This is a genomic window from Erysipelothrix sp. HDW6A (assembly GCF_011400295.1).
Lineage (GTDB): Bacteria > Bacillota_I > Bacilli_A > Erysipelotrichales > Erysipelotrichaceae > Erysipelothrix.
The window spans coordinates 1176173-1200585 of sequence record NZ_CP049859.1 but is presented as its reverse complement, the minus strand read 5'-3'; the positions used below and the strand labels follow the sequence as shown (position 1 = coordinate 1200585).

At 35.4% G+C, this 24413-nt stretch carries 23 protein-coding genes; 2 read left to right on the top strand and 21 right to left on the bottom strand.

The window, feature by feature from the left end; all coding sequences use genetic code 11:
- Positions 1 to 7 precede the first annotated feature (7 nt).
- The 13 genes from deoC to G7059_RS06100 all read right to left on the bottom strand — a co-directional run bounded on the left by deoC (position 8) and on the right by G7059_RS06100 (position 11079).
- Positions 8 to 670, bottom strand: coding sequence for a deoxyribose-phosphate aldolase (deoC, locus tag G7059_RS06160; RefSeq protein ID WP_166081209.1), 663 nt, complete (start codon positions 668 to 670; stop codon positions 8 to 10).
- Position 671: 1 nt separating this feature from the next.
- Positions 672 to 2120: a UDP-N-acetylmuramoyl-L-alanyl-D-glutamate--2,6-diaminopimelate ligase gene (locus G7059_RS06155; protein WP_166081208.1), complete on the bottom strand. Its 1449-nt coding sequence runs from the start codon at positions 2118 to 2120 to the stop codon at positions 672 to 674.
- Position 2121: 1 nt separating this feature from the next.
- The gene (locus G7059_RS06150; protein WP_166081206.1) at positions 2122 to 2856 is read right to left on the bottom strand and encodes a hypothetical protein; all 735 of its coding nucleotides are present in this window, start codon (positions 2854 to 2856) and stop codon (positions 2122 to 2124) included.
- Complete coding sequence (locus tag G7059_RS06145) at positions 2853 to 3554, bottom strand: 16S rRNA (uracil(1498)-N(3))-methyltransferase (protein WP_166081205.1); 702 nt, start codon at positions 3552 to 3554, stop codon at positions 2853 to 2855. The genes G7059_RS06150 and G7059_RS06145 overlap by 4 nt, the downstream gene beginning before the upstream one ends.
- Positions 3554 to 4297, bottom strand: coding sequence for a pseudouridine synthase (locus G7059_RS06140; protein ID WP_166081204.1), 744 nt, complete (start codon positions 4295 to 4297; stop codon positions 3554 to 3556). Before G7059_RS06140 ends, G7059_RS06145 begins: the two co-directional genes overlap by 1 nt.
- Positions 4272 to 4817 (bottom strand): SMC-Scp complex subunit ScpB, encoded by a 546-nt coding sequence (gene scpB, locus G7059_RS06135; protein WP_166081203.1) that lies wholly within the window; start codon positions 4815 to 4817, stop codon positions 4272 to 4274. The genes G7059_RS06140 and scpB overlap by 26 nt, the downstream gene beginning before the upstream one ends.
- A 1-nt stretch (position 4818) precedes the next feature.
- The gene (locus G7059_RS06130; RefSeq protein ID WP_166081202.1) at positions 4819 to 5547 is read right to left on the bottom strand and encodes a ScpA family protein; all 729 of its coding nucleotides are present in this window, start codon (positions 5545 to 5547) and stop codon (positions 4819 to 4821) included.
- Positions 5548 to 5565: 18 nt separating this feature from the next.
- Entirely contained in the window at positions 5566 to 6864 is a 1299-nt protein-coding gene (locus G7059_RS06125; protein ID WP_166081201.1) for a pyrimidine-nucleoside phosphorylase, read from the bottom strand.
- Positions 6865 to 6869: 5 nt separating this feature from the next.
- Complete coding sequence (locus tag G7059_RS06120) at positions 6870 to 7319, bottom strand: dihydrofolate reductase (protein ID WP_166081200.1); 450 nt, start codon at positions 7317 to 7319, stop codon at positions 6870 to 6872.
- On the bottom strand, positions 7319 to 8188 hold the full coding sequence (gene thyA, locus G7059_RS06115; protein WP_166081199.1) for a thymidylate synthase: 870 nt from the start codon (positions 8186 to 8188) through the stop codon (positions 7319 to 7321). Before thyA ends, G7059_RS06120 begins: the two co-directional genes overlap by 1 nt.
- Positions 8189 to 8246: 58 nt before the next feature.
- Positions 8247 to 8546, bottom strand: a complete 300-nt coding sequence (locus tag G7059_RS06110) for a single-stranded DNA-binding protein (protein ID WP_166081198.1) — start codon at positions 8544 to 8546, stop codon at positions 8247 to 8249.
- A 66-nt stretch (positions 8547 to 8612) separates the two neighbouring features.
- Positions 8613 to 9866, bottom strand: coding sequence for an EF-P 5-aminopentanol modification-associated protein YfmH (gene yfmH / locus G7059_RS06105; protein WP_166081196.1), 1254 nt, complete (start codon positions 9864 to 9866; stop codon positions 8613 to 8615).
- Positions 9859 to 11079, bottom strand: coding sequence for a pitrilysin family protein (locus tag G7059_RS06100; protein WP_166081195.1), 1221 nt, complete (start codon positions 11077 to 11079; stop codon positions 9859 to 9861). The genes yfmH and G7059_RS06100 overlap by 8 nt, the downstream gene beginning before the upstream one ends.
- Before the next feature lie 76 nt (positions 11080 to 11155).
- On the opposite strand from G7059_RS06100, the gene G7059_RS06095 reads away from it, so the two are divergent.
- Complete coding sequence (locus G7059_RS06095) at positions 11156 to 12601, top strand: nicotinate phosphoribosyltransferase (RefSeq protein ID WP_166081194.1); 1446 nt, start codon at positions 11156 to 11158, stop codon at positions 12599 to 12601.
- Between the two features lie 24 nt (positions 12602 to 12625).
- Here G7059_RS06095 and G7059_RS06090 read toward each other — a convergent pair whose 3' ends face one another.
- The gene (locus G7059_RS06090; RefSeq protein WP_166081193.1) at positions 12626 to 13528 is read right to left on the bottom strand and encodes a LysR family transcriptional regulator; all 903 of its coding nucleotides are present in this window, start codon (positions 13526 to 13528) and stop codon (positions 12626 to 12628) included.
- Between the two features lie 103 nt (positions 13529 to 13631).
- Here G7059_RS06090 and G7059_RS06085 point away from each other — a divergent pair, with 103 nt between their 5' ends.
- The gene (locus G7059_RS06085) at positions 13632 to 14660 is read left to right on the top strand and encodes a YeiH family protein (protein ID WP_240920448.1); all 1029 of its coding nucleotides are present in this window, start codon (positions 13632 to 13634) and stop codon (positions 14658 to 14660) included.
- Positions 14661 to 14696: 36 nt separating this feature from the next.
- Here the strand turns inward: G7059_RS06085 and G7059_RS06080 are convergent, their stop codons facing one another.
- The 7 genes from G7059_RS06080 to thrS form a co-directional block, all read right to left on the bottom strand.
- Positions 14697 to 15656, bottom strand: coding sequence for an ABC transporter permease (locus G7059_RS06080; protein WP_166081192.1), 960 nt, complete (start codon positions 15654 to 15656; stop codon positions 14697 to 14699).
- 1 nt (position 15657) lies between these two features.
- Positions 15658 to 16752 (bottom strand): ABC transporter permease, encoded by a 1095-nt coding sequence (locus G7059_RS06075; protein WP_166081191.1) that lies wholly within the window; start codon positions 16750 to 16752, stop codon positions 15658 to 15660.
- Positions 16742 to 18277: an ABC transporter ATP-binding protein gene (locus G7059_RS06070; RefSeq protein ID WP_166081190.1), complete on the bottom strand. Its 1536-nt coding sequence runs from the start codon at positions 18275 to 18277 to the stop codon at positions 16742 to 16744. The genes G7059_RS06075 and G7059_RS06070 overlap by 11 nt, the downstream gene beginning before the upstream one ends.
- 122 nt (positions 18278 to 18399) lie before the next feature.
- A complete protein-coding gene (locus G7059_RS06065) occupies positions 18400 to 19506 on the bottom strand; it encodes a BMP family protein (protein ID WP_166081189.1) in 1107 nt (368 codons plus the stop codon).
- Between the two features lie 195 nt (positions 19507 to 19701).
- Positions 19702 to 20979 (bottom strand): adenylosuccinate synthase, encoded by a 1278-nt coding sequence (locus G7059_RS06060; protein ID WP_166081188.1) that lies wholly within the window; start codon positions 20977 to 20979, stop codon positions 19702 to 19704.
- Positions 20980 to 20990: 11 nt separating this feature from the next.
- Positions 20991 to 22415: an adenylosuccinate lyase gene (gene purB / locus G7059_RS06055; protein ID WP_166081186.1), complete on the bottom strand. Its 1425-nt coding sequence runs from the start codon at positions 22413 to 22415 to the stop codon at positions 20991 to 20993.
- A gap of 191 nt (positions 22416 to 22606) precedes the next feature.
- Positions 22607 to 24358: a threonine--tRNA ligase gene (thrS, locus tag G7059_RS06050; RefSeq protein WP_166081185.1), complete on the bottom strand. Its 1752-nt coding sequence runs from the start codon at positions 24356 to 24358 to the stop codon at positions 22607 to 22609.
- Positions 24359 to 24413: the final 55 nt, after the last annotated feature.

The window sequence follows — 24413 nt, the reverse complement described above, 5'->3', positions numbered from 1 at the left end:
TTGTGAACTAATATCCACCTTCTGATTTTTCACCTTGCATTAATTTAACACCTGCAGATGTACCAATACGTGTTGCTCCTGCAGCAATCATTTCTTTAAGGTCATCTGTATTACGAACACCACCAGCAGCTTTAACTTGAGCTTTATCTCCAACTGTTTGTTTCATTAAAGCAACATGTTCAACTGTAGCACCAGCTGTACTAAATCCAGTAGATGTTTTTACGAAATCTGCTCCAGCATTTACCACTAACTGTGAAGCGATAACAATTTCATCCTTTGTTAATAGCGCTGTTTCAATAATAACCTTAAGAATCTTGTCTCCAACAGCTTCTTTGATTGCACGAATTTCGTCTTCAACAAATTGAGTACGTCCTTCTTTTAATGCACCAATGTTAATGACCATATCAACTTCACTTGCACCTAAACGTAATGCCTCTTGAGCTTCAAATACTTTCACGGAAGTTAATGTAGCACCGAGTGGGAATCCAACTACTGTACACACTACAACATCTGATCCTTCAAGTAATTTCTTACATAATTCAATCTGTGATGGATTAACGCATACACTCATGAAATCATATTCTCTTGCTTCATTACATAATACTTCTATTTGAGCCTGTGTCGCTTCTGGCTTTAATAAAGTATGATCAATATATTTATTGTATAACATCTTATTTCCCTCCATAATGTTTTTCCAATATTTCTCTAGCAGCTACTTCATCACCCATCCAGACTTCTTTTCCATAATCTCGATAGATAAATTTCTCTTCACCTTTACCAATGAGCACGACTGAATCTCCAGCTTGAGCCATCATCAGAGCCTTTTCAATAGCTTCATAACGTATCGGCACAAACTCATAATTATTGTTAGGCATGCCCTCAATAATATCTTTGGTAATATCAACAACATTTTCATTGCGATTATCATGTTCCGTTAGGATGACATGATCGGCCATTGTTGAACTCACATAACCCATCTTTGGGCGTTTGAGATGATCACGTGCTCCAGCTGCACCAAACACAGTAATAATCTTATTTCCAACAGGAGTTACTTCCCGCACAAATTCATAAACATTCTTCATACTATCAGGAGCATGTCCAAAGTCTACAAACACTTTAAATGGCTGTCCAATGTCAACGATTGTTTGGCGACCATCTACGTGTTCAATGTCTTTCAGTTCTGGAATAATTCGTTCCAGTTCATAACCTCTTTTATGAAGAATAGCAATAACACCTAACATATTGTAGACGTTAAATACAGCTACAAAGCTTGTAACAACATGGTATTCTTTACCCTTATGCACAAGTGTAAAGGTCGTACTATTTTCGTGGAGCTGAATATCTTTGGCCATGTAGTCCGCTTCTTTTTGAATACCATAAGTTACCGATTGTTGGGAGTATCCTTCAGAAATTAACCTTTGACTGTATTCGTCATCTGCATTGAACACCATAAACCCTTCTGGTTTCAAACGATCAAAAAGTATTTTCTTTGCTTCAAAATAGTTTTCCATTGTCTTGTGGTAATCAAGATGGTCATGGGTAAGGTTTGTGAAACTAGCATTATCAAAGTCTATAGAATCAACACGATGAAGCGCTAATCCTTGACTCGATACTTCTAAACACACTTCCTCAATTCCTTCGTCAACCATGTCTTTTAGGTATCCTTGAAGTTCTACGATATCAGGAGTTGTAAGACTTGGTGCGAAGACGTGATCATTATATTCTACTGAGATAGTACCAATATATCCTGCTTTAACACCAAAGCGTAATAAAATATTTCTTACTGTTTTCATGGTTGTGCTTTTACCATTAGTTCCTGTTATCCCATAGACATAGAGTTTTTGAGATGGGTAATCAAAGAATTTAGAAGTAATATCATGAAGAGCATCCATGACGTTTTCTACACGTATATAAGCTACACCTTCAAGCTTTACTAGTTCTTTGCTATGTACAATTGCTACACAACCATTATCGATTGCTTGATCCACGAAACCATGACCATCGACAGTTAACCCTTCCAAACAAAAGAATAAGCCATCTTTAGTTTTATCTCGTGAATCAAGGATTAAAGCACTGATATCGCGATCATCATTTATTGATGTTAGTTGCGAAAGTTTCATGCTATTCAAGCCCCTTTCCTTTTTCACGAAGTTTATTTATTTTTTTAACACATTTTGGATTCAACATTTCATATTCAATAAGTGAATCAATGAATTGATCATCACTTATTAGTAAACTCTTGCTACACTTTAATAATGTCTCTGCAGAATAGTCTTTTGACTCTAGAATTGGATATCGTGTGCATTCTTTGAGATTCATCTTATAGAAACAAGAAATTTCTTCATCATATAAGACCAAATACTCTTCATTATGAACAATACACTTTGCACGACTCATATTTGCAATATAGGGTTTTAAACCATAAGAATCGATTGAAATAATCTTATCCTTAAAATCTTTATACAGTTTAAAGAATTGCGGTAATTCTAGAATTGCTGTTTCATCATCATAAAGTTTATTTAACAGTTTGTCGAAGAAAGGTATATAGATATTTTCACCATCATTCTTAAAATGTTTTTGTTTAATTTTTAGTGAAGCAATATCGCACTTTATGATGAAGTTGCGTTCATTAAACGATATGATATCCCACATGTCAATGTTTTGATTACGAATTTCTTCAAACTTATTTTCGAAGAATTTTTTATTTAACAAGGCTGTTTCAAATACAGAGAGCTTAAGTGCGTCTAAAGTGTTCTTCGATTTAAGTTTCAAACCGTATTCATCTGACATTTCTTGATAGTGTTTTAGCACTTTACGGTCAATATTTTGTTTATGATACTTATGCAATATTTTCATCGAATCACCTCACACACAGAAACCATATTACACAGATAAATAGAAGCTGTTTCTGCACGTAATACGTTATTACCCAAACTCACTTCAATAAATCCCATATCAAAGAGTTGTTGTCGTTCTGAAGTAGAAATTCCACCCTCAGGACCTACAAATGCAGTAATCGTTGTTGTATCTTCATTTACACACTCAACAAAGTGTGGAGCTTCACCAATATCAGCAAAGACGTTCAAGTCAGACATATATGACTTTATTTCATTAAGTTCTATCGGTTTAATTACTGGGACTTGAATATTTCGATACGACTGTTCACACGCCTCTTTAGCAATTAAATTTAAGCGTTCAAGCTTACGATCTTCACGAGATCCAAAGTCACGAACTACTCCATGTTGGGCACTGTATAAAACTATTTCATCAACACCACATTCACATGCTTTTTGAATCATCCATTCAAGGCGCTCATTTCGAATCATTGAAGCAATAATTCTAAGTTTACGTTTCTTATCAGGCCATGTAATTGGTTCAACAATCTCCATGGTCTCTAAATCGTCTTGAGTAAACTCTGCAATGACACCATTTCCTTTTGAATCTACAAGTCGCACTCTGTCTCCTTTACGCATTCTTAAGACTTTGAGACATTGTTGTCGCTGTTTCTTATCAAGCCAAGGAGCTTTTAGTTCCTCAACAAAGAATTGTTGCATTACTTATCACCCTTTGCTTCTTGTTTTAATGTTTTAATCTCAAATGGTTTTAATTCTCGATAATAACCGATTCTCATGTCATCAATTTCTAAGGTTCCGATTGCAAATCGGTGCAGTTTTAGAACTGGTAGTCCAAAATGTGAGAACATTTTACGAATTTGACGGTTCTTACCTTCATGGAGTGTTACTGAAAATTGAGTGCGATTCTTTTTACTATCGTATGTTACGTTCTCAAACTCAATTCCTTGATAATCGACCCCTTCAATCACAACACCTTTTTCAAGTTGAGTCGATATTTTATACGTTAACTTACCTGAAACACTAACACGGTATTTCTTTGTAAGATCATATTTTGGATGTGTCAACATGTAAGCAAAATCACCATCATTAGTCAGGATTAATGCCCCTGTTGTTTCACGGTCAAGTCGCCCTACTGGAAACACACGAAAATCTGATGGTACATAGTTTGTAACGACATCACGATCTTTATCATCACTTGAGCTTGATACAACTCCCTTTGGTTTATTCAAAAGATAGTAAACTAATGGCTGTTCTGTTGATATCAATTGTCCATTAACAACGACTTCATCCCCAGGATTAACCATAAATCCCATTTCTTTTACTTGTTTACCATTAACTTTTACTTGCCCTTTTGCGATTAATTCTTCTGCCTTACGACGTGAAGCAATTCCAGCTTGAGCGATATATTTTTGCAATCTAATTGCTTGATTTAAAGAGTTCATTTGTATCATCCAACGTTTCTAATTTTATTTCAGGTAATTCTTTAAGAGATGTAAGTTTAAATACATCCATAAATGATTCAGTAATTTCATACAGTATTGGTCGTCCAGGTGTTTCTGCACGTCCTGATTCTTTCACGAGATCGAGAGCTTCCAAACGGCGCATCATCATATCAGAATTGACACCACGAATCTCTTCGATTTCTACACGTGTTATGGGTTGTTTATAAGCAACAATCGCAAGCGTTTCAAGTGCTGCTTGGGATAGTTGACGTGTTTTATTAAATTCAAGCATTAAAGCAATCGTATCGTGTAGTTCTGGTTTCGTTACTAGTTTATAGGACTCACCAAAACGCACAAGCTCCAGTCCACGTTCATCATGTGCTAGTAATTGTTTATACTCTTCTAAAATTGCGTCTATTTCTTCATTTGGTTTATTAAAGGCAATTTGAAGTTGTTCATGATCAACACCTTCATCACCAAATGCAAATAGAATTCCTTCTAACAATGCTAATTCATTCATTTTACAAGAAAGCCCCTTTCAAATATACTGCTTCGCCTTGATAATTAACTTTTAATTCACCCATTCTGAGCATATCAAGGACAGCAAGAAATGACATCAAAAGGTGTTGTAAGCTTGGTGATTGTTCTAACACAAACTCAAGACTTAAGACTTCGTCACCGACAAATATTTTACGTATGTCGTCTATAACGTCGTCAATCGACAACTCTACACGTTCAATCGAAACATCCATAGGATTTGCAATTCGGAAGCGATCCATAACTTTTTGCATCGCATTCATTAAATCATAAGGTGTTTGATCATATGTAATCGACTCACTGAGTTCTTTCTTAATTTGTTTAAAAAGTCCTGTTGAGAGTGGTTTGTCATGTTGTCTTGATCTTTCTTCAAAACGCTGTGCAAGTTCTATACTTACCTCTTTATAACGTTGATATTCAATCAGACGACGTACAAGGTTTTGTTCTTCATCCTCAACGTCACTAGCATCAAGCTCACTTTTATCTCTTGGTAAAAGACGTTTACTTTTATATTCAATAAGACCTGCTAACTCACTTAAGTACTCACTCGCAATTTCTAATTTTTGTTCGCGGATACCGTCTAGAAAGGCTATATACTGATCTGCAAGATCCACAATATTTAAGTCAAAAAGATCAAGTTTTTTATCCTTGATCAAATAAAGCATTAAATCTAGTGGTCCACTAAATTGCTCAAGTGTTACTTCAAAGTTCATTAAGATCACCTTGGTAAATTATAACACATCTGCAATAAGTTTTGGTTTATCAATTGGACTTGATTCAATCACAAAACAATCATGAGTATCTTGATCGTATTCTTTTGCGATTGGATTGCTACTATATAGAGTTGCTAAGACATCGCCAACTTCAATTTTATCGCCAACTTCTTTGTTTAATATGATTCCTGCCTTCATATCAATGCTATCTTCTGCAGTCTTACGGCCTGCTCCCAAGTGCATAGATACGATACCTAATTCTAGCGCATGGAGATCATGTAGATATCCTGATACTTGTGATTTAACTTCGTGTGCATAGTCAGCATGTGTAAAGCTTTCTAGGTCATCAAATACAGAGATATCGCCACCCTGTGCTTGAATCCATTCCAAGAATTTTTCGTAAGCCTTACCGCTTCTAAGTGTTTCTAAGGCTAATTCATACCCAGCTTCCACACTTTCTGCAAGCTCACCATGATAAAGCATATAAGCTGAAGCAATTAAGCAAAGTTCCTCTAAGTCTTTAGGACCTTTATTTTGTAATGTTAAGATAGCTTCATTAACCTCTAAAGCATTACCAATTGCATGACCTAAAGGTTGGTTCATATTTGTAATCATCGCATTAACACGGCGTCCTAAGGACTCACCAATATGAATCATAGTTTTCGCAAGTTCTGATGCGTCCTCTACAGTTTTCATGAAGGCACCTTCACCATACTTAACATCTAAAAGAACACAATCTGCTCCACCAGCTAATTTCTTTGACATGACCGACGCAGCAATAAGTGGCTTCGAGTCAACTGTTGCAGTAACGTCACGAAGTCCATAAATAACTTTATCAGCATAAACAAGGTTTCCTGTTTGCCCTACAACCGCAATATTAATGTCATTGACTTGATCAATGAATTCTTGGGATGTAAGTTCAATATTATAACCAGGAATTGATTCTAGTTTGTCTAAAGTACCGCCTGTGTGACCAAGACCACGTCCGCTCATTTTCGCAACTTTTCCTCCAGCTGCAGCAACAATAGGACTTAGTATAATTGTGGTTTTGTCTCCTACTCCACCTGTTGAGTGCTTATCAACTTTCTTACCTTCAATTGCTGATAAATCAATTTGATCACCACTGTATAAATAGTTTTCAGTTAAATATGTCGTTTCCTCAAATGACATATCTTTAAAAACAATTGCCATCAACAATGCAGTTGTTTGATAATCAGGAATTGATTTATTCTTTAATCCATCAATCCAAAATGTAATTTCTTCCTTACTTAATTCTTTACCATCGCGTTTCTTCGCAATAATATCTACCATTCTCATATGTGTTACATCCTCTCATAAGTATTTAATCTAAATGTGTCAAAAATATCTGTAGAAACTAATTTAAATTTGCTCTCATCTATTTCTGGAAAAAAAGTGTCCCCTAAAGTGTCATCATCAATGATTGACAACAAAATTTTATCAGCATATTTCATGCTTTCACGATAGATTTCTCCACCTCCTGCAACATAAATGCTGTCGCTAGCATCAACATTCTCAAGGTATTCTTGAAGGTTATGAATCGTATTTGGTAAGTCTAGATTTCGACTTACTACATAAATGTCACGTTTATCAAGTTTCTTTGGCAAGCCTTCATAGGTTTTTCTTCCCATAATAAGCTTGTTGTTTAATGTTGTTTTACGAAAATGCTTTAAGTCTTCCGGATTATGCCAAGGCATTGATCCATCAAGTCCTATCGTACGTTTATTATTCATTGCCGCAATCAAGATAATCATTATACAGACACCTTTGCCTTTAACAATGGATACGGATCATAATCTATAATTTCAAAATCTTCATACTTGAAATCTTCTATAGTTTTTTGATCTCCATGAATAACTAGTTTCGGTAATGCACGTGGCTCACGCTCTAATTGTGTTTCAACAACCTCAAAATGGTCGATATAAATATGAGCATCACCGAGTGTATGAACAAACTCGCCGACTTCTAAGTCACAAACTTTCGCAATCATGTGAACCATTAACGCATACGATGCTATATTAAACGGTACACCCAAGAATATATCTGCACTTCTTTGGTACAGTTGTAACGAAAGCTTACCATCATTAGAAACATAGAATTGCAAGAACGCATGACATGGTGGAAGTGCCATATCATCTACTTCTGCTGGATTCCATGCAGTCATAATAATACGTCGTGATGTAGGATTGGTTTTAATTGTGTCAATGACCTTCATTAGTTGGTCTACTCCGTTAAAATCACGCCACTGTTTACCATAAACTGGACCCAAGTCACCATGTGCTTTTGCGAAATCTTCATCATTAGCAATTTTCTCGACAAATTCCTTTAAAGTCTCACCTTGATATGCTTCTGATTTTACATAATCTGCATATGGCCATTCGTTCCATATTCTAACTTTATTATCCACTAACCATTTAATGTTTGTATCACCACTGATAAACCAAAGTAATTCTTTTGCTACTGAAGCAAAATGAACTTTCTTGGTTGTAAGGAGCGGAAAGCCTTCACTAAGGTCAAAACGCATCTGATATCCAAATACACCTTTAGTGCCAGTTCCTGTACGATCTTCTCTAAGCTCACCATTTTCATAGACATGGCGCATTAAATCTAAATAAGTTTTCATAGTCTCTCCTCTAAACCCCCATATCATCACCTCATTACATTATACAAAAAAAAACGCCTTAAGGGTACTCCCTAAAGCGTAATCGTTCAAATTGTTCAGCAATAACCAACATTCCTAATTCATCAAAATCCAAACGACCCTTGATAGCGATAGTATCGTTTATTTTTACATTATGAATAATAGAGCTGTGAGCACCATGCCATATCCTTACTGGTAGAATTACTTTAGCATAACTCCCATCAGCCTGGCGAAAGTTTGAACATACTTCAATATTGAATCGAGCGAATTTTTCTGCCGATCCATTTGTTTCTCTGACAGGGATTTCAAGAATATATCCAACGATTTGTACAAAGTTCATATGTACCTCCTAAGGTTAAAATAACCATAGAAACGTTTATCCCACTCGAATGTCAACGCAATAATATCATGATAGTTTTTGCATTACAATATAACTTTGATAATTTAAGTCAATTTTATTAAATAAGTTTTGAAGTTCTTCAAACTGTATGTTTTTTACCATCTCTAAGTAGTCAAAATAGTTCATACCATCAAAGTAAGAACGCATCATTGTGACCGCTAAATCTTCTGGTCGTTCTAAAGAACTTATCATTTGACCATAGTAACGTTTTGTAAGTTGATCAAAGCTTTCGCGATCAAGCTTTACATTATCCAATTGATCATTAATTAGATTCTTAAAGGCATCTTGTTTTTCACCTTCATTGATGAAACTAAGCATGATGAAGTCATCGCGAACATCAATACCATAACTAAATGAATTACTTAAAATCTCTTCATCAATCCATAATTGATAATCATCATTTAATTCAGAAAACACCATATCCATGATAATCGATAAGATGAATTCATCTTTTTGTTTTTCATGTGATTGGTAAGGAATCTTATAGCTTAAACTCATTTTGGGAGTTTCAACAGCATCAAAAAGTTCTACATAACTTTCCTTTACATCAACAGGTTCATCAGGGAAAACATCTTCAACGACTACCCCACTATTTTTATGTGATTGAGTACAACTCTCAATAAATTCTTGAAGTGTTTCAGGGTCTTCTGGACTCACTACAACAAGTCTCATTCGTGTATCATCGTAATTTGCATTATACGCAAGGTAGAGATCGTCTTTTGTTGTTGCATTGACACTCTCTTCTGTACCAGCAATATCATAGATAAATGGATAGTTATGGAAAATAGCTTTATAGGTTTCATTAATTAAGCGGAAGTAAGGCTTCTGAGCATACATATTAATCTCTTCTACAATAATTCCTTTTTCTTTATCCACACTAGCCTCTGAGACGCTAAGTGAGCTCACAAAGTCTAATAAAAGCTTTAGTGGTTCTTTAACATCACCATTACGTGTGAAGTAATACATTGTTTGGTCATAGGATGTAAATGCATTACCATTAGCCCCCATTTCTGAGAACTGTGATAACACATCCTGTTTATCATCTTCAAAGAGTTTATGTTCAAGAAAATGTGCAACACCAGACTTATGATTTACTGTTTTCCCATCAACTATCTGAGTAAGATTTAAAGCCCCAAAAGGAGTTGCATAAACTGCTACTGATTGTTTAAATCCAGGACGGTGCAGTAAGGTCACTCTTAAGCCGCTTTCAGTCGTAAACTCAAAGACATCTTGATTAAAATTATTCTTAACTCTATTCATGTTTATCACCTCGGTATGCAAAGATAAATGGTTCACTGATATGATTCAGGACTTCTTTTACTTGATCTACCGTAACCTTTTGAATTTTTTCAATAACACCTTCGATTGTGGTAGTGTCTTGAAGCACCTCATTACGGTAGCAGAAATCACCAATACTCTTTAGATTTTCTGATGTGCTTTGTAGATTGGATGATAGAAATTCAATTGCTCCAAGTATTTCAATGTCTTCATTCGCAATTTTGTCGAATTGTTCTTTAATTAATGTCTGTGTGAGTTCAAGATTTTTATCGCTTATACTTGTGCCAATATACATTACTCCATCAAATACTTGTCGTGATGCAAAAATACGATATGCTAAAGACTGTTCTTCACGAATGTAACGGAATAAATATGACGAAGGTAATTGACCAAGTATAGCTACAAAGACAAGAAATGCTTCATACAACTCATGATGGGGATCAATATCAGTACTGTATACCTGAATAAGTTCTGTTTGATTTCCTGCATGTGTCTGTTCCATATATCCTGGATTTACTACTGTCTCATTTAATGATTTACTTAATAAATCGCCATGTCCTTTAGAAAACATCGAGAAATCATCCAAACTCTTTTGATGTCCGACAATATAAATATCTTTCGCAAAGCTATTCACAATAAGTTGATGGAAGTCTTTAAGTTCTTCGAGACTTACTTTTAATACATCCTCTGCTTCACCAATTGAGTTTATTTCAAAGATTTGTCCTTTAGCTGCGTGTTTAAAAGCTTGAATTTGAGCATAGCTTGCAGTGTTTTCTTTTATTCGTGAATGATACATTAATAAATCACGTTTCGCTTCATTCAGTAAACTCTCATTGAACAAAGGATTATATAAAAATTCTGCTAACAATTCACATTGTAGCTCAAGCAAGTCTTCTTTAACAAACTCACTATTAATCGCCTTTACTGACATATCAATAATTTGATTCTCGCCTAGTGCATAAGAATTAATTCGAACGGATGCGCCATACATCGTATCCAATCTTTCTTGCATAAGTTTCTTCGTTGGATAAGTTGCAGTACGATCTCCCAACATACGAATTAAGAGTTGTGTCATCGTGTTTTGATACGGTTTTAAAGGAAAACTAATCTTTAAATTAACTAATACTTCATTGAATTTTGATTCATAAATTTGATGAATCCGAATACCATTGTGTAAATTCATAGTTTCTGTCATGTCATTACCTCCAATTAGTGATACAATAATGGTAATATTGTACATCAGATACAATGAAATAGAAAGCGGTGACTTTATGATCCAAGCAAAAGATTCAGTATTCCTAACCGACCTGTATGAGTTCTCAATGGCTTATACTTATTTTAAAGAAAACAGACACGAAGAGATTGTATACTTCGATATGTTTACTCGTAAAATTCCTAACAGCGGAGGTTATTTAATCTTCAATGGTTTATCTCGTCTTATTGAATCAATTAACAATTTTAAATTTGAAGAAGAACATATCGAATACCTTAGAACCCAAGGGTTTGATGATGATGATTTCCTTAACTATCTATTAAACATGGATTTAAATCTCGATGTATGGGCTGTAGAAGATGGGACGGTCGTATTTAAAAACGAGCCACTCGTAACTGTTCGTGGAACAGTTATAGCAGCTCAATTAATTGAAACGATATTACTCTTATCAATTAACTACTCAACACTTGTAACAACAAAAGCGAGTCGTATTGTAAACGCAGCTCGTGGGCGCGCAGTCCTAGAATTTGGAGCGCGTCGTGCTCATGGCTTTGATGCTTCCCTTGAAGGTGCACGTGGCGCTGTGATTGCTGGTTGTGTTGGAACATCCCATACCTTAGCAGGTCATAAGTATAATGCCTTTGTATCAGGTACAATGGCTCACTCATTTATTCAATTACATGACAATGAACTTGAAGCATTTATGACATATGCACGTGTGAACCCAGATAACACAATATTATTAGTAGATACATTTGACACTTTAAAATCAGGTGTTCCTAACGCAATTAAAGTAGCTAAAGAATACCTCATACCAAAGGGTTATCGATTAAAAGCAATCCGTCTTGACTCTGGTGACTTAGCATATCTTTCTAAAGAAGCACGAAGAATGCTTGATGAAGCTGGTTTACACGATTGTAAGATTATGGCTTCAAACTCACTTGATGAATATATTATTGATGACCTAATCTATCAAGGAGCACAAATTGACCAGTTCGGAGTTGGCGAGAACCTCGTTACTTCCAAATCAGAACCAGTACTTGGTGGTGTCTACAAACTAGTAGCACAAGAACAAGAAGGAAAGATTATTCCTAAGATTAAGGTTAGTGAGAATATTGAAAAGATCACAAACCCAGGATATAAACGCTTATACCGATTCTATGATAATGTAACAAATAAAGCTCTAGCAGATTATATTGCATTAGCAGATGAAGTTATTCCAACAGATGAAATTACCATCTTTGATCCTATTGCACCTTGGAAACGTAAGACACTCACAAACTACTCAATCAGAGAGTTACAAGTTCCTATTTTTGTAAAAGGAAAATGTGTCTACGAAGAACCTAGCGTCGAGGATATCACAACCTATTCCGCAAAAGAAATGGAAACAATTTGGGATGAAGTGAAACGTCTTCACTACCCTCACCAATACTATGTTGACTTATCACAAGAACTGTATGATATGAAACTTCAATTATTACATGATGTAGGAACAGACGAATAAAACTAAAAAGAAGCAGCGAAGAGTTTACACAATTTGCTGCTTTTTATATGTTTCAATCAGTAAATCAAAGAATTTAGAATAACTCTCAAGGTAATAGGTATTCTTAAGGCAAACAAAGTTTATATCATGTGAATGCGTGTAATCTTTGATATTAATTTTTTTTAATATTCCCTGTTCAAACTCACGTTTTACAACTGCTTCATAAACAAAACTTATTCCCACATCACGTCTTACCAATTCTTTAATTGTTTTAAAATTCCCCATCTCTATTATTTTAGAGAAACTATTGAATGAATAGTTGTTTTCATTCAAAATTCTTTCAAGGATTTCACGTGTCCCTGATCCATCCTCTCTTAAAATTAGCGTACTTGCACTTAAGTCTGACCAGTCAAAGTCACCACTGGCAAACCTAGAATTACTTGAACAAACTCCGATATAGTTTTCGTTACTAAATTTACGATGTGAAAAATCATCTTTCACAAAATAACCTTCTACCAAGATAAAGTCTAATAACCCCTCTTTCAATTTTGTGAAAAGATCTGAGGTATTGCTTACAATCATACTAATTTTATACATCGGATAATTTTGTATGATGTCAGAAATTGTCTTAGGTAAAAGATAATCACCAACAGATAAGGTTGTTCCAAAAGAAATTTCTATTCTTTGGTCTTCTTCTTGCTTCATATACTTTTGTAAGTTCATACTATCAGCTTGAAGCGTAATTAAGAAGTCACGCAACAGTTCACCTTCACGTGTAATTGAAAGTTGTTTACTTGAGTACTCAATTAATTTACAGTCATATTCAATTTCTAAATACTTTACATGTTGACTTACCGCAGGTTGAGTTATGTGCAAAGCTTTGGCGGTTTCTGTATAACTTTTTAACTCACACAGTGCTAGAAAAGTCTGGTGACGCGGATCTATCATAAAAGCCCTCCATAAGCAGTATTTATAATGAAATAAATATCTATAATTATACTTTATCAATTAGCCATGATAAAATCAATCATAGAGTGAAGGAGGACTTCATGTGAGTACAAAGAAGACGATATACTACGGAGTTGGATTAAGTTTCTTCGTAGCTGCAACATCTTATTTATTTAATCAACTCATACCAAACGATGTACTGGGATTATCTTTAACTTCTCTAATTATTGGGATGTTACTGAATCCGTTTGTAGAAAAGAGAACTCTATTTGAATCTGGTATTAATTGGACTTCAAAAAGAATTTTAAAACTCGGAATTATCTTATCAGGGATTACCTTAAGTTTTTCTCAAATTATTGAAACAGGACAACATGCACTTATCTTAATGGTCTTTACCCTTTCCACTGCCTTTGGAGTTGGGATTCTTTGTCGAAAGTTCTTTAAGATTAATTGGAAACTATCGAGCTTGCTTTCTGTCAGTACCGCAATTTGTGGGGGAACCGCTGTTGCAACTCTAGGTCCTACAATCAAAGCAAAAGATAGCGACATCGCGTATGCTATATCTGCTACCTTCGTATTTGATTTGATTACTGTACTACTATTCCCTTGGATTGGTCATTTACTTGGCCTTACAGACACGGGGTATGGACTTTGGATTGGTACTGCGGTAAACGATACAAGCTCTGTAGTGGCTGCAGGATACGCCTTCTCAGACGTAGCAGGTTCATTAGCAACTATCGTAAAACTTACTCGGACATTATTTATCATTCCTATTGTGATTATCTTTTCATTCATCTACGCAAAACGTGAAGCAAGCGAAGTATCTGAAGGACAAAGTATAGATAGACCAAAAATAAACTTCTTCAAAATATTCCCATGGTTTATTCTTGGCTTTGTAGCCGTCGTAGGAATACGAAGCACAGGACTCATACCTCTAGAAGCAGTTTCTTCAATTTCTTTCGTCTCTAAATTCTGTTTAGCAATGGCTCTTGCATCCATAGGAATGAAAACAAGCCTTAAAGAAGTTAAGAACATGGGTTATAAACCAATGCTCGCAGGTGTGATAATAGATACCTCTGTAGTGATTGTTTCATTAATCGCTCAGTACTATATTGTTAGTCTACTCGTATAGTAAAAAACAAGTCTCAATGTGAGACTTGTTTTCATTTTATCGTTTACCTTTATCGAACGGTTCACCTAAAGCCTTAGGTCCTTCCGATTTCTTCGAAGTAAATACCAATGCAAGCATTGTAGCAAGATATGGGACTACTTGATAAACAATTTGTGGAATATTTAAATTATATAGGAATGGAATACCTGTGTAAGCTGCTGAGACTGTCTTGAGTAAACCAAAGAATAATGCAGCAAAGAAAATATTACGAGGACGCCATTGACCAAATATAAGAACTGCAATTGCCAAGAATCCGTATCCAGCTACATCCCCATTAAAGTTAACTGTAATTGGTAAGATGTAGATTAGACCTCCAAGTCCTGCTAAAGCTCCAGAAATTAGAACGCCTGAATAACGAATCTTTTGAACACTAATACCTGCAGCATCCGTTGCTTGAGGGTTTTCACCAGCAGAACGGAGTCTTAAACCAAATCGAGTTTTAAATAGTACGAAACTTGAGACTAATAGGATTAAGAAACCAAGGTATGTCGTTAAGTAAGCTTTTTGGAAGAATAACTCACCAATAACTGGAATATCACCCAACAATGGAATTTTTTCAATTCTAAATGGGTAACTAAAGTTAATTTGTTGAATACCAATAATTGAACGAGCTGTAAACACTGCGAATGCAGGTGCAAATAGATTCAATGCTGTACCAGAAATTGTTTGATCCGCCGACATATTGATTGATGCATAAGCATGGAATAGTGAGAAGATCATACCTGATATAGCAGCAATTAGCAATGCAATGATTAGCATTGGATAACCTAATAGAGCTTCACTTTTTTGCATAAAGTGAATAAATAAAGTACCAGTAAATGCACCAATAATCATAATACCTTCTAAGGCAATATTCACAACACCACTACGTTCAGAGAACATACCTGCAAGTGCAACGACAAGCAAAGGAATTGCAAATAACATTGTTTGTTGGACTAAGAATGCTACTACTTCCATATTATTCTTCCTCCTGTGCTATTTGTGGTTTCTTTTTCTTACGATACTTATTCAATAAGATTGCAAATAAACTAGATAGTGCTGATATGTATAAGATAACAGCAATCATCATGTCGATAATCTCAGGAACATAGCCAATTGTTTGCATTGACTGACCACCTAAGGACATGTAAGAAATAAAGAATGATGAAAAAATTACACCAATAGGATTATTAGCAGCGAGTAAGGCTACAGCAATTCCGCTATATCCTTCCGGTGCAAGCACTTGAACAAGCTTGATACTTTTACCTGTCTTCGCAAGATAAGCTACACCACCTGCTAAACCTGCAAGAGCCCCAGCAATAACCATCGAAAGAATGATATTTCTCTTTTGATTAATTCCTGCATACTCTGATGCATCTTTATTTAATCCTACTGCTTTTAATTCAAACCCGAATGTTGTTTTCTCTAAGATAAAGTAGATTAATATTGCCCCAGCGATACCAATAAGAATACCAACATCAGCAAACGATCCTTTAAAAATAATATCTAAACCTGCTTTAGGTAAATTAGTTTTAACAGGCATTGTTTCGTTTTTAAGACTGTTATAGATGCCCATAGCTTTAATCAGAAACAGTACAACATACATACCGATATAGTTCATCATTATTGAGGTAATAACCTCATTAACATTACGCCATGCTTTAAGGATACCGACTACAGAAGCCCATAGAGCTCCAGCGAGTGCTGCTCCGATTAAAGATACTATCCACAATACACTTGGCGGAATGAAGGTCCATTTAACAGCAATATAGATAGCTGTAAATGATCCAACCATAAATTGACCAGATGCTCCAATATTGAATAGACCAGTCTTAAACGCAAAAGCAACAGAAAGTCCTGTAAGGAGTATTGGTGTTGCAAAGTACAACATATTCCCTAAACCACGTTGTAAACCAAAGTTGAACGGACCTTTCAACATTCTAACCAATCCATCAAGAGCATTATTTGGATTGGTAAACAATAAGATGATGACAGCGATAACCATTCCAATAGCAATAGAAATAAGTGATGGAAGTGCTGGTTTAATTAAGGTTATAAATTTATTATTTTTCATAGCTTACTTCCTCACGTTTCGCACCTGCCATATATAATCCAAACTCTTGTTCAGTTACAGTTTTTGGATCTAACTCAGCAACAATTTCACCTTTATACATAACTAATATACGATCAGACAGACCAAGAACCTCACTAAGCTCTAAGGAAACCATAAGAACAGCTTTTCCTTCACTTCGCTCTTTAAGGATTTGCTTATGAATGTATTCAATAGCACCAACATCAAGTCCTCGAGTTGGCTGAACTGCAACTAATACATTATGATCACGATTCATTTCACGAGCAACAATAGCTTTTTGTTGGTTACCACCTGACATGCTTCGCACACGTGTTTTTACACCTTCTCCACTACGAATATCGAAGCGTTCTATTAGCGAATCAGCATAAACTTTACGTTTAGAAAAATTAATAAGACCATTCTTCTGTAAACTCTTGTCTAAGTATTCTTTTAGAGCTAAATTTTCTTCTAATGAATAATCAAGAATGAGTCCGTGTTTTTGACGGTCTTCAGGAATATGAGAAATGCCGGAAGTGTTTCTAACTCTAACATTAGAATTAGAGATATCTTTATTATTAAGTACGATAGAACCGGTATATCCTGGTAATAAACCAGTTAGTGCATAGACTAACTCTGTCTGTCCATTACCTTCAATACCTGCAATACCTAATATTTCACCTTCACGTAAATCAAAACTTACATTATGGAGTGATTTAGAAGAATGAGTCGGAGGATTATAATTCAAATCACGTACTTTTAATACAGTATTACCAATAGTTGGTTCAGGAATATCAAATGTTAAATTGACTTTACGCCCAACCATCAGCTCTGACATTTCCTCTACTGAAGTAGTCTTTACATCTACAGTTCCTACGCTCTTCCCCTTGCGAAGAACTGTAACTCTATCCGCTACTCGTTTAATCTCTACAAGTTTATGAGTAATGAAAATAATGGATTTTCCTTCTTTAATAAGACTATCCATAATGTCCATTAATTCATCAATTTCTTGTGGAGTTAAAACAGCAGTAGGCTCATCAAAAATTAATATATCATTATTACGATATAACATTTTGATAATTTCAACACGTTGTTGCATCCCTACAGAAATATCTTCTATTTTCGCATCAGGATCAATATTAAAACTATATTGTTCTGATAATTCAACGACACGTTTACGTGCTTCCTTTAGTGAGAGAACACCTTTTGAAGTAGGTTCTATTCCCAACACAATATTTTCTAAAACAGTAAAATTTTGGACCAATTTAAAATGCTGGTGAACCATCCCAATGCCGTAACGTGTAGCATCGTTTGGATTGGAGATATTTACTTTTTCTCCGTTCACAAAGATTTCTCCATTTTCTGGCTCATACAAACCAAAAAGAACGGACATTAGTGTAGACTTACCAGCTCCATTTTCACCAAGTAAAGCGAGAATTTCTCCTTTACGAAGTTCTAAAGAAACATCATCGTTGGCCACAATACCGGGAAAAACTTTTGTAATGTTTTTCATTTCTATAACAGTATTCATGATGAACTCCTTTTACTAACCACATTATATTATACAACAATTCATTATGTAATATTAATTATTCATTGAAATAAAAAAGCTCTCATAGGTTTTTTATATGAGAGCTTCGTTTAATTCAGATTTTAGCGTAATTCTACTGTTGTGTTTGAGAATTCTAAATCTGTAATTTTTTCTGCTGATTCAACGCCAGGAATATTTTTCTTGACTCCATCAACGTCATCTTTTAACTTTTTAACAATTGCATCATAGTCAGCTTTTGTAAAGTTTTTGAAACGTGAGAGGTCATCAGAGATTTGAACCATGTCTTGGTCAATTGATAGACGTGTTGTTTTACCACCAACAAATTTACCTTCTCCAACTGATTTAACTGCTTCATATACAGAACCTTTTAAGTTCTTCATTGAAGATGTTAATACTTTTTCAGATTCTGCTTTTTGATCAACGTCAACTCCGATAACCCATTTGTTGTCTGCTTTTGCTGCAGAAGCCATTACTGAGTTACCTGCTCCACCTGCTGCTGAGAAAATTACTTCGATACCATCAACGTACCAAGCACTAGCTTGTGCTTCCCATTGTGGATCTGGGTTGAATGAGTTTAAGTATGTATAACGAACAGAGATTTGCTTGTCCATTTCTTTAGCTGCATAGTTTGCTCCATCAACGTAACCGTATCCGAAACGAACAACTGCAGGAACAGCATATCCACCCATGTAACCTAATTTAGTAAATCCTTCTTTAACTGCTGCATAACCAGCTAAGAAACCAGCTTGTTCTTCTTGGTAAAGAATTCCCACTGTATTTTCTTGATACTCAGCTTCTGCATCTTGGTTAGCACGTGGCTCACCATCAACTAAGATGAATTTTACTTCTGGATAAAGTGTTTGTGCTTCATGAACAGCTTTTTCAAACATAAATCCAGGTGTTACCACAACTTTAGCACCTGCTTCAACAGCTGTTGAGATTTGTGCTAAGTATTCTTGGTCTGATTCTTCTTTTGGTTGAAGATAAACTGGTTTAACACCAATTTCGTCAGCATATTGTTTTAAACCTTCCCATGACCCTTGGTTAAATGAACGGTCATCGATGGTTCCAACGTCAGTGATTAAGTATAAACTGTTTTCACCGAGTTTGTCGTTTGCTGGCTTATCTGTTCCTTTGTCCCCACTAGAACATGCAACCAAAGTTAATACTAATAAAGCTAATATAGTACTTTTGAAGAGTTTTTTCATAGTATCCTCCCTATTCTCTTACGATTAAAGTTTACCTTATAAGCAACATTAAATCAATCATATGAACTCTTCTTTCACATGAAATCGTGTGAAAGTGCTGTCATGACAGATGTTTTCATGCGAAACAAAGTAAACGCTTACAATGTTTATGATGGAAACAGAGCATTCCAATACATATGAAGTGCTCTGAATATATTATTTTTTAATTATATCTTCTCGTGCTGGTCCATTAGATATCAATGTAATAGGCACTCCAATTTGTTTTTCAGCAAATTCAATATATTTTTTTGCATTGTCAGGAAGTTTACTATAATCAGTAATTCCACGAATATCCTCTTTCCAACCTGGTAATATTTCAAAGATTGGTTTACAATGTTTTAATTTAGATGTTGCAGGGAATGAATCGATACGAACTCCATCGAGTTCATAGGCAACACAGACTGGTATTTCATCAAGATAACTTAAGGCATCAAGCACGGTAAAGGCAATCGATGTTGCTCCTTGAAGACGACAGCCATAGCGTGAAGCAACAATATCGAGCCACCCCATTCTTCGTGGGCGTCCTGTAGTTGCACCGTACTCACCACCATCTCCACCATTTTTACGTAGTAAATCAGCTTCTTCTCCGAAAATCTCACTGATAAACTCTCCAGCTCCAACAGCACTAGAATAAGCCTTCACAACAGTTATTACTTCAGTAATTTCATAGGGTGCAATACCTGCGCCAATTGTACCAAAACCAGCTAAAGTAGATGATGATGTAACCATAGGATAAATTCCGTGATCCGTATCTTTTAATGATCCCAATTGACCTTCAAGAAGAATACTTTTGTTTTGTTGAATCGCTTCATAAAGGAGTTCAAATGTATCAGCTACATAGGGAGTCAATTGTTCTTTATATGTCATTAACACTTCAAATACCTCTTCAGCAATCAAAGGTTTTTGATTGTATAAAGAAGTAAACATCGTATTTTTAACTTCCAATACGTGATGTATTTTTTTCATTAGCGAATCTTTGTCATCGAATAATTCACTGACTTGAAAACCTAACTTCGCATACTTATCAGAATAAAATGGTGCAATTCCAGACTTTGTTGATCCAAAAGCACGATCTGATAATCGCTCTTCTTCTAATCTATCTAAGTCTTTGTGATATGGCATAACAATTTGGCAACGATCAGAAACAACGATCTTAGGCATTGGAACTCCTCGACTCACGATTTCTTCAATTTCACTTACCAAGTTTTCGACACTTAATGCAACTCCATTACCAATAACGTTAATAATATTCTCATGGAAAACTCCTGAAGGAAGTTGATGTAAGGCGAATTTTCCATACTTATTTATTATTGTATGACCTGCATTTGCCCCTCCTTGAAATCTCACGACAATATCTGATGTATCGGCAAGCATATCTGTAATCTTACCCTTACCTTCATCGCCCCAACAGGCACCTACTATTGCTTTTACCATATGTTTTCCCCCTATATTATGATGTCTTCTTGTTTGTTTTTTAGTGTCGATATTCTTGGAAAAACTTCTCTTTCCAAGAAATCACGAGTTTGTTGTGGAGCACAGCCCACAAAGTTTTCTGGTTTCATTATTTCTTCTAATTCTTCTTCATTGATTTCGAAAATAGGATCATTAAGAATTCTTGATAATAGGTCGTTCTTCAATCCCTCTTGTTTAACCAATCGCCCTGCTTCCATTGAGTGAACACGGATTCTTTCATGTAGTTCTTGACGATCTCCACCTTTCTTTACAGCATCCATAATAATATTCTCGGTTGCCATAAAAGGTAACTCGTTTTCTAAATTCTTTTGAATTACTTTTGGGTAAACTACTAATCCACTGGCAACATTTGCATACAATCGTAAAATACCATCAACTGCTAAAAATGCTTCAGGTATACTAATACGCTTGTTTGCTGAATCATCTAAAGTTCTTTCAAACCATTGTGTTGCTGCTGTAATAGAAGGATTAAGACTATCTGCTATTACATAACGAGCTAAGCCAGCAATTCGTTCACTTCGCATTGGGTTGCGCTTGTATGCCATTGCAGAAGAGCCAATTTGATTTTTCTCAAAAGGTTCTTCGATTTCTTTCAAATGTTGTAGGAGTCTAATATCATTAGAGAATTTTGCAGCACTCTGCGCAATACCACTCAAGACATTTAAGACCTGACTGTCTATTTTTCGAGTATACGTCTGCCCTGATACGGAAATTACATTGTCATATCCCATCTTCTTAGCAATGAGAACATCACACTCTTTTACTTTTTCATAATCACCTTCAAATAACTCCATAAAACTAGCTTGGGTTCCGGTTGTTCCTTTTGAACCTAATAGTTTTGTTTTTGAAAGTTGATATTCTACATCATCTAAGTCAAAAAGCAAATCCTGTATCCATAGTGTTGCTCTTTTTCCTACCGTCGTTGGTTGAGCCGCTTGGAAGTGCGTAAATCCAAGACAAGGTAGCTCTGAATATTTTTCTGCAAATATAGCAAGTTCCTGAATTGTCGCTAGAATTCCTTCCTTTACTAAGACTAATGCTTCATGCATTAATATGAGATCAGTATTATCCCCTACATAACAAGATGTAGCACCCAAATGAATGATAGGAGCCGCTTTAGGACACTGTACACCATAAGCATAAACATGACTCATTACATCGTGTCTTACCTCACGCTCACGAGCTTCAGCTACCTCATAGTTAATGTCGTCTTGATACGCTTTGAGTTCATCAATTTGTTCTTGCGTAATAGGCAAACCTAATGATTTCTCAGCTTCTGCTAATGCTATCCACAAACGACGCCATGTCTTAAACTTTTTATCTTCCGAGAAGATATACTTCATTTCGCTACCTGCATACCGTTTTGACAACGGTGAATCGTATATATTTCGTGACATCAATTCCTCCTTAAGAATAGAAAAAGGGGTAAACATGTTACCCCTTTGCTTAAAACCTGAATGGTTTCTTCAGCTTTTCAACCAGAAAAAGCACTTTATTATTTTATTTTATCTGCTTTTTCATGTCAATATTTTTTTAATAAAATTATCGAGTTCACAAACTCTTCATAAAAAAAGACTCCAAGTGGAGTCTATTCTTTAATTTCATGAATTTCTTTGTTTTCAATTTCTTTTGCTAATAGTTCAAGATATGCATCTAAAGCAAATGGATTTTGTGCACGCTCGCCATAACGACGTAAGTTAATGCCACGACTTTCGATTTCCTTATCACCGATAATGATTTGGTGAGGAATCTTATTTGTCTGTGCTTCTCTTAAACGATATCCAAGTTTTTCATTACGAGCATCAACGTGAGCTCTAACGCCCATATCTTTTAAGAGTCCTTCAACTTCGTATGCATAATCTAAATGGAACTCTGTATTAACTGGAATAATCTCAACTTGTTGTGGTGCCATCCATACTGGGAAGCCCCCTGCAAAGTGTTCAATAAGAATACCAATAAAACGTTCAATCGAACCAAAGATTGCACGGTGTAACATAATTGGACGTTGTTTTTGACCTTGCGCATCAACATATGAGATGTCGAAACGTTCTGGTAAGTTCATATCTAATTGTACAGTTCCACATTGCCATACACGGTTTAATGAGTCACGAACTTTAAAGTCAAGTTTTGGTCCATAGAATGCACCATCTCCCTCATTAATCTTGTAATCACGACCAGCTGCTTTCATTGCATTTTCAAGTGCAAGTTCTGAACGATCCCACACTTCAATTTCTCCAATGTATTTATCTTCAGGACGTGTTGATAATTCGATTGTGTAACTTAATCCAAATACTGAATAAATTTCATCAATGAAATCAAGGATTTCAATAATTTCGCTTTGCAATTGATCTTCTGTTAAGAAAATATGAGCATCATCTTGTGTAAACGCACGAACTCTAAAGAGTCCATTTAATGCTCCACTTGCTTCGTGACGGTGAACATGTCCCATCTCTGCTAATCGAATTGGTAGATCACGGTATGAGTGTAAACCGTTCTTATACGCTAAGATTCCACCAGGACAGTTCATTGGTTTAATTGCAAAGTCACGATCATCAATGATTGAAGTATACATGTTGTCATTGTAATTACCCCAGTGTCCAGAAATTTCCCACAACTCTTTATTCAACATAATTGGTGTTTGTAGGAAATCATAGCCACGACGAATGTGGACTTCATGATACCATGATTCAAGTGCTTGTCTTAACTTCATTCCATTAGGTAACCAGAATGGGAAACCAGGACCGTACTCACTCATCATGAATAGTCCCATTTCTCGACCAATCTTTTTATGATCTCTAAGTTTAGCTGCTTCTAGCCATTCTAAATATTGATCCAACTCTTCTTTTGTTTCAAAAGTAATACCATAAACACGTTGAAGCATTTTGTTCTTAGCATCGCCTTTCCAGTAAGCACCAGAAACTTTGAGCAATTTAAAATGTTTCATTTTCTTTGTGGACTCAACGTGAGGACCACGACATAAGTCTACAAATTCTGCTTGTTGGTATGCTGAAATTACATCTTCTTCAGGAAGATTGTTGATGATGTCGAGCTTGTATTCATCATCTTTGAACATATCAAGTGCTTCAGCTTTTGAAAGTTCAATTCTTGAAATTCGTTTATCTTCCTTAGAGATCTTACGCATCATTGATTCAATTTTTGGTAAGTCTTCTTCTGTAAGTTTTACATCCCCTAAATCCATATCATAATAGAACCCATCTTCAATTACAGGACCTACCCAGAATTTTGCTTGAGGGTAAAGACGTTTAACTGCTTGAGCTAATAAGTGAGCTGAAGAGTGATTCAATACATTTAATTGTGGGTCTTCTTTAATATTAATCATGTCAATCCTTCTTTCTAATATAAAAATACCGCAAAAGCTAATCCAAAGGACGAGC

Excerpts from the sequence above, each read along its gene's own strand:
- deoC (WP_166081209.1), bottom strand. The coding sequence starts at position 670 with ATGTTATACAATAAATATATTGATCATACTTTATTAAAGCCAGAAGCG.
- yfmH (WP_166081196.1), bottom strand. The coding sequence starts at position 9,866 with ATGAATAGAGTTAAGAATAATTTTAATCAAGATGTCTTTGAGTTTACG.
- G7059_RS06070 (WP_166081190.1), bottom strand. The coding sequence starts at position 18,277 with ATGAATACTGTTATAGAAATGAAAAACATTACAAAAGTTTTTCCCGGT.
- G7059_RS06065 (WP_166081189.1), bottom strand. The coding sequence starts at position 19,506 with ATGAAAAAACTCTTCAAAAGTACTATATTAGCTTTATTAGTATTAACT.
- G7059_RS06095 (WP_166081194.1), top strand. The coding sequence starts at position 11,156 with ATGATCCAAGCAAAAGATTCAGTATTCCTAACCGACCTGTATGAGTTC.
- thrS (WP_166081185.1), bottom strand. The coding sequence starts at position 24,358 with ATGATTAATATTAAAGAAGACCCACAATTAAATGTATTGAATCACTCT.
- G7059_RS06140 (WP_166081204.1), bottom strand. The coding sequence starts at position 4,297 with ATGAACTCTTTAAATCAAGCAATTAGATTGCAAAAATATATCGCTCAA.
- G7059_RS06125 (WP_166081201.1), bottom strand. The coding sequence starts at position 6,864 with ATGAGAATGGTAGATATTATTGCGAAGAAACGCGATGGTAAAGAATTA.
- G7059_RS06090 (WP_166081193.1), bottom strand. The coding sequence starts at position 13,528 with ATGATAGATCCGCGTCACCAGACTTTTCTAGCACTGTGTGAGTTAAAA.
- G7059_RS06130 (WP_166081202.1), bottom strand. The coding sequence starts at position 5,547 with ATGAACTTTGAAGTAACACTTGAGCAATTTAGTGGACCACTAGATTTA.
- thyA (WP_166081199.1), bottom strand. The coding sequence starts at position 8,188 with ATGAAAACTTATTTAGATTTAATGCGCCATGTCTATGAAAATGGTGAG.
- G7059_RS06155 (WP_166081208.1), bottom strand. The coding sequence starts at position 2,120 with ATGAAACTTTCGCAACTAACATCAATAAATGATGATCGCGATATCAGT.
- G7059_RS06150 (WP_166081206.1), bottom strand. The coding sequence starts at position 2,856 with ATGAAAATATTGCATAAGTATCATAAACAAAATATTGACCGTAAAGTG.
- purB (WP_166081186.1), bottom strand. The coding sequence starts at position 22,415 with ATGTCACGAAATATATACGATTCACCGTTGTCAAAACGGTATGCAGGT.
- G7059_RS06060 (WP_166081188.1), bottom strand. The coding sequence starts at position 20,979 with ATGGTAAAAGCAATAGTAGGTGCCTGTTGGGGCGATGAAGGTAAGGGT.
- G7059_RS06080 (WP_166081192.1), bottom strand. The coding sequence starts at position 15,656 with ATGGAAGTAGTAGCATTCTTAGTCCAACAAACAATGTTATTTGCAATT.
- G7059_RS06100 (WP_166081195.1), bottom strand. The coding sequence starts at position 11,079 with ATGACAGAAACTATGAATTTACACAATGGTATTCGGATTCATCAAATT.
- G7059_RS06075 (WP_166081191.1), bottom strand. The coding sequence starts at position 16,752 with ATGAAAAATAATAAATTTATAACCTTAATTAAACCAGCACTTCCATCA.
- G7059_RS06145 (WP_166081205.1), bottom strand. The coding sequence starts at position 3,554 with ATGCAACAATTCTTTGTTGAGGAACTAAAAGCTCCTTGGCTTGATAAG.
- G7059_RS06110 (WP_166081198.1), bottom strand. The coding sequence starts at position 8,546 with ATGAACTTTGTACAAATCGTTGGATATATTCTTGAAATCCCTGTCAGA.
- G7059_RS06120 (WP_166081200.1), bottom strand. The coding sequence starts at position 7,319 with ATGATTATCTTGATTGCGGCAATGAATAATAAACGTACGATAGGACTT.
- scpB (WP_166081203.1), bottom strand. The coding sequence starts at position 4,817 with ATGAATGAATTAGCATTGTTAGAAGGAATTCTATTTGCATTTGGTGAT.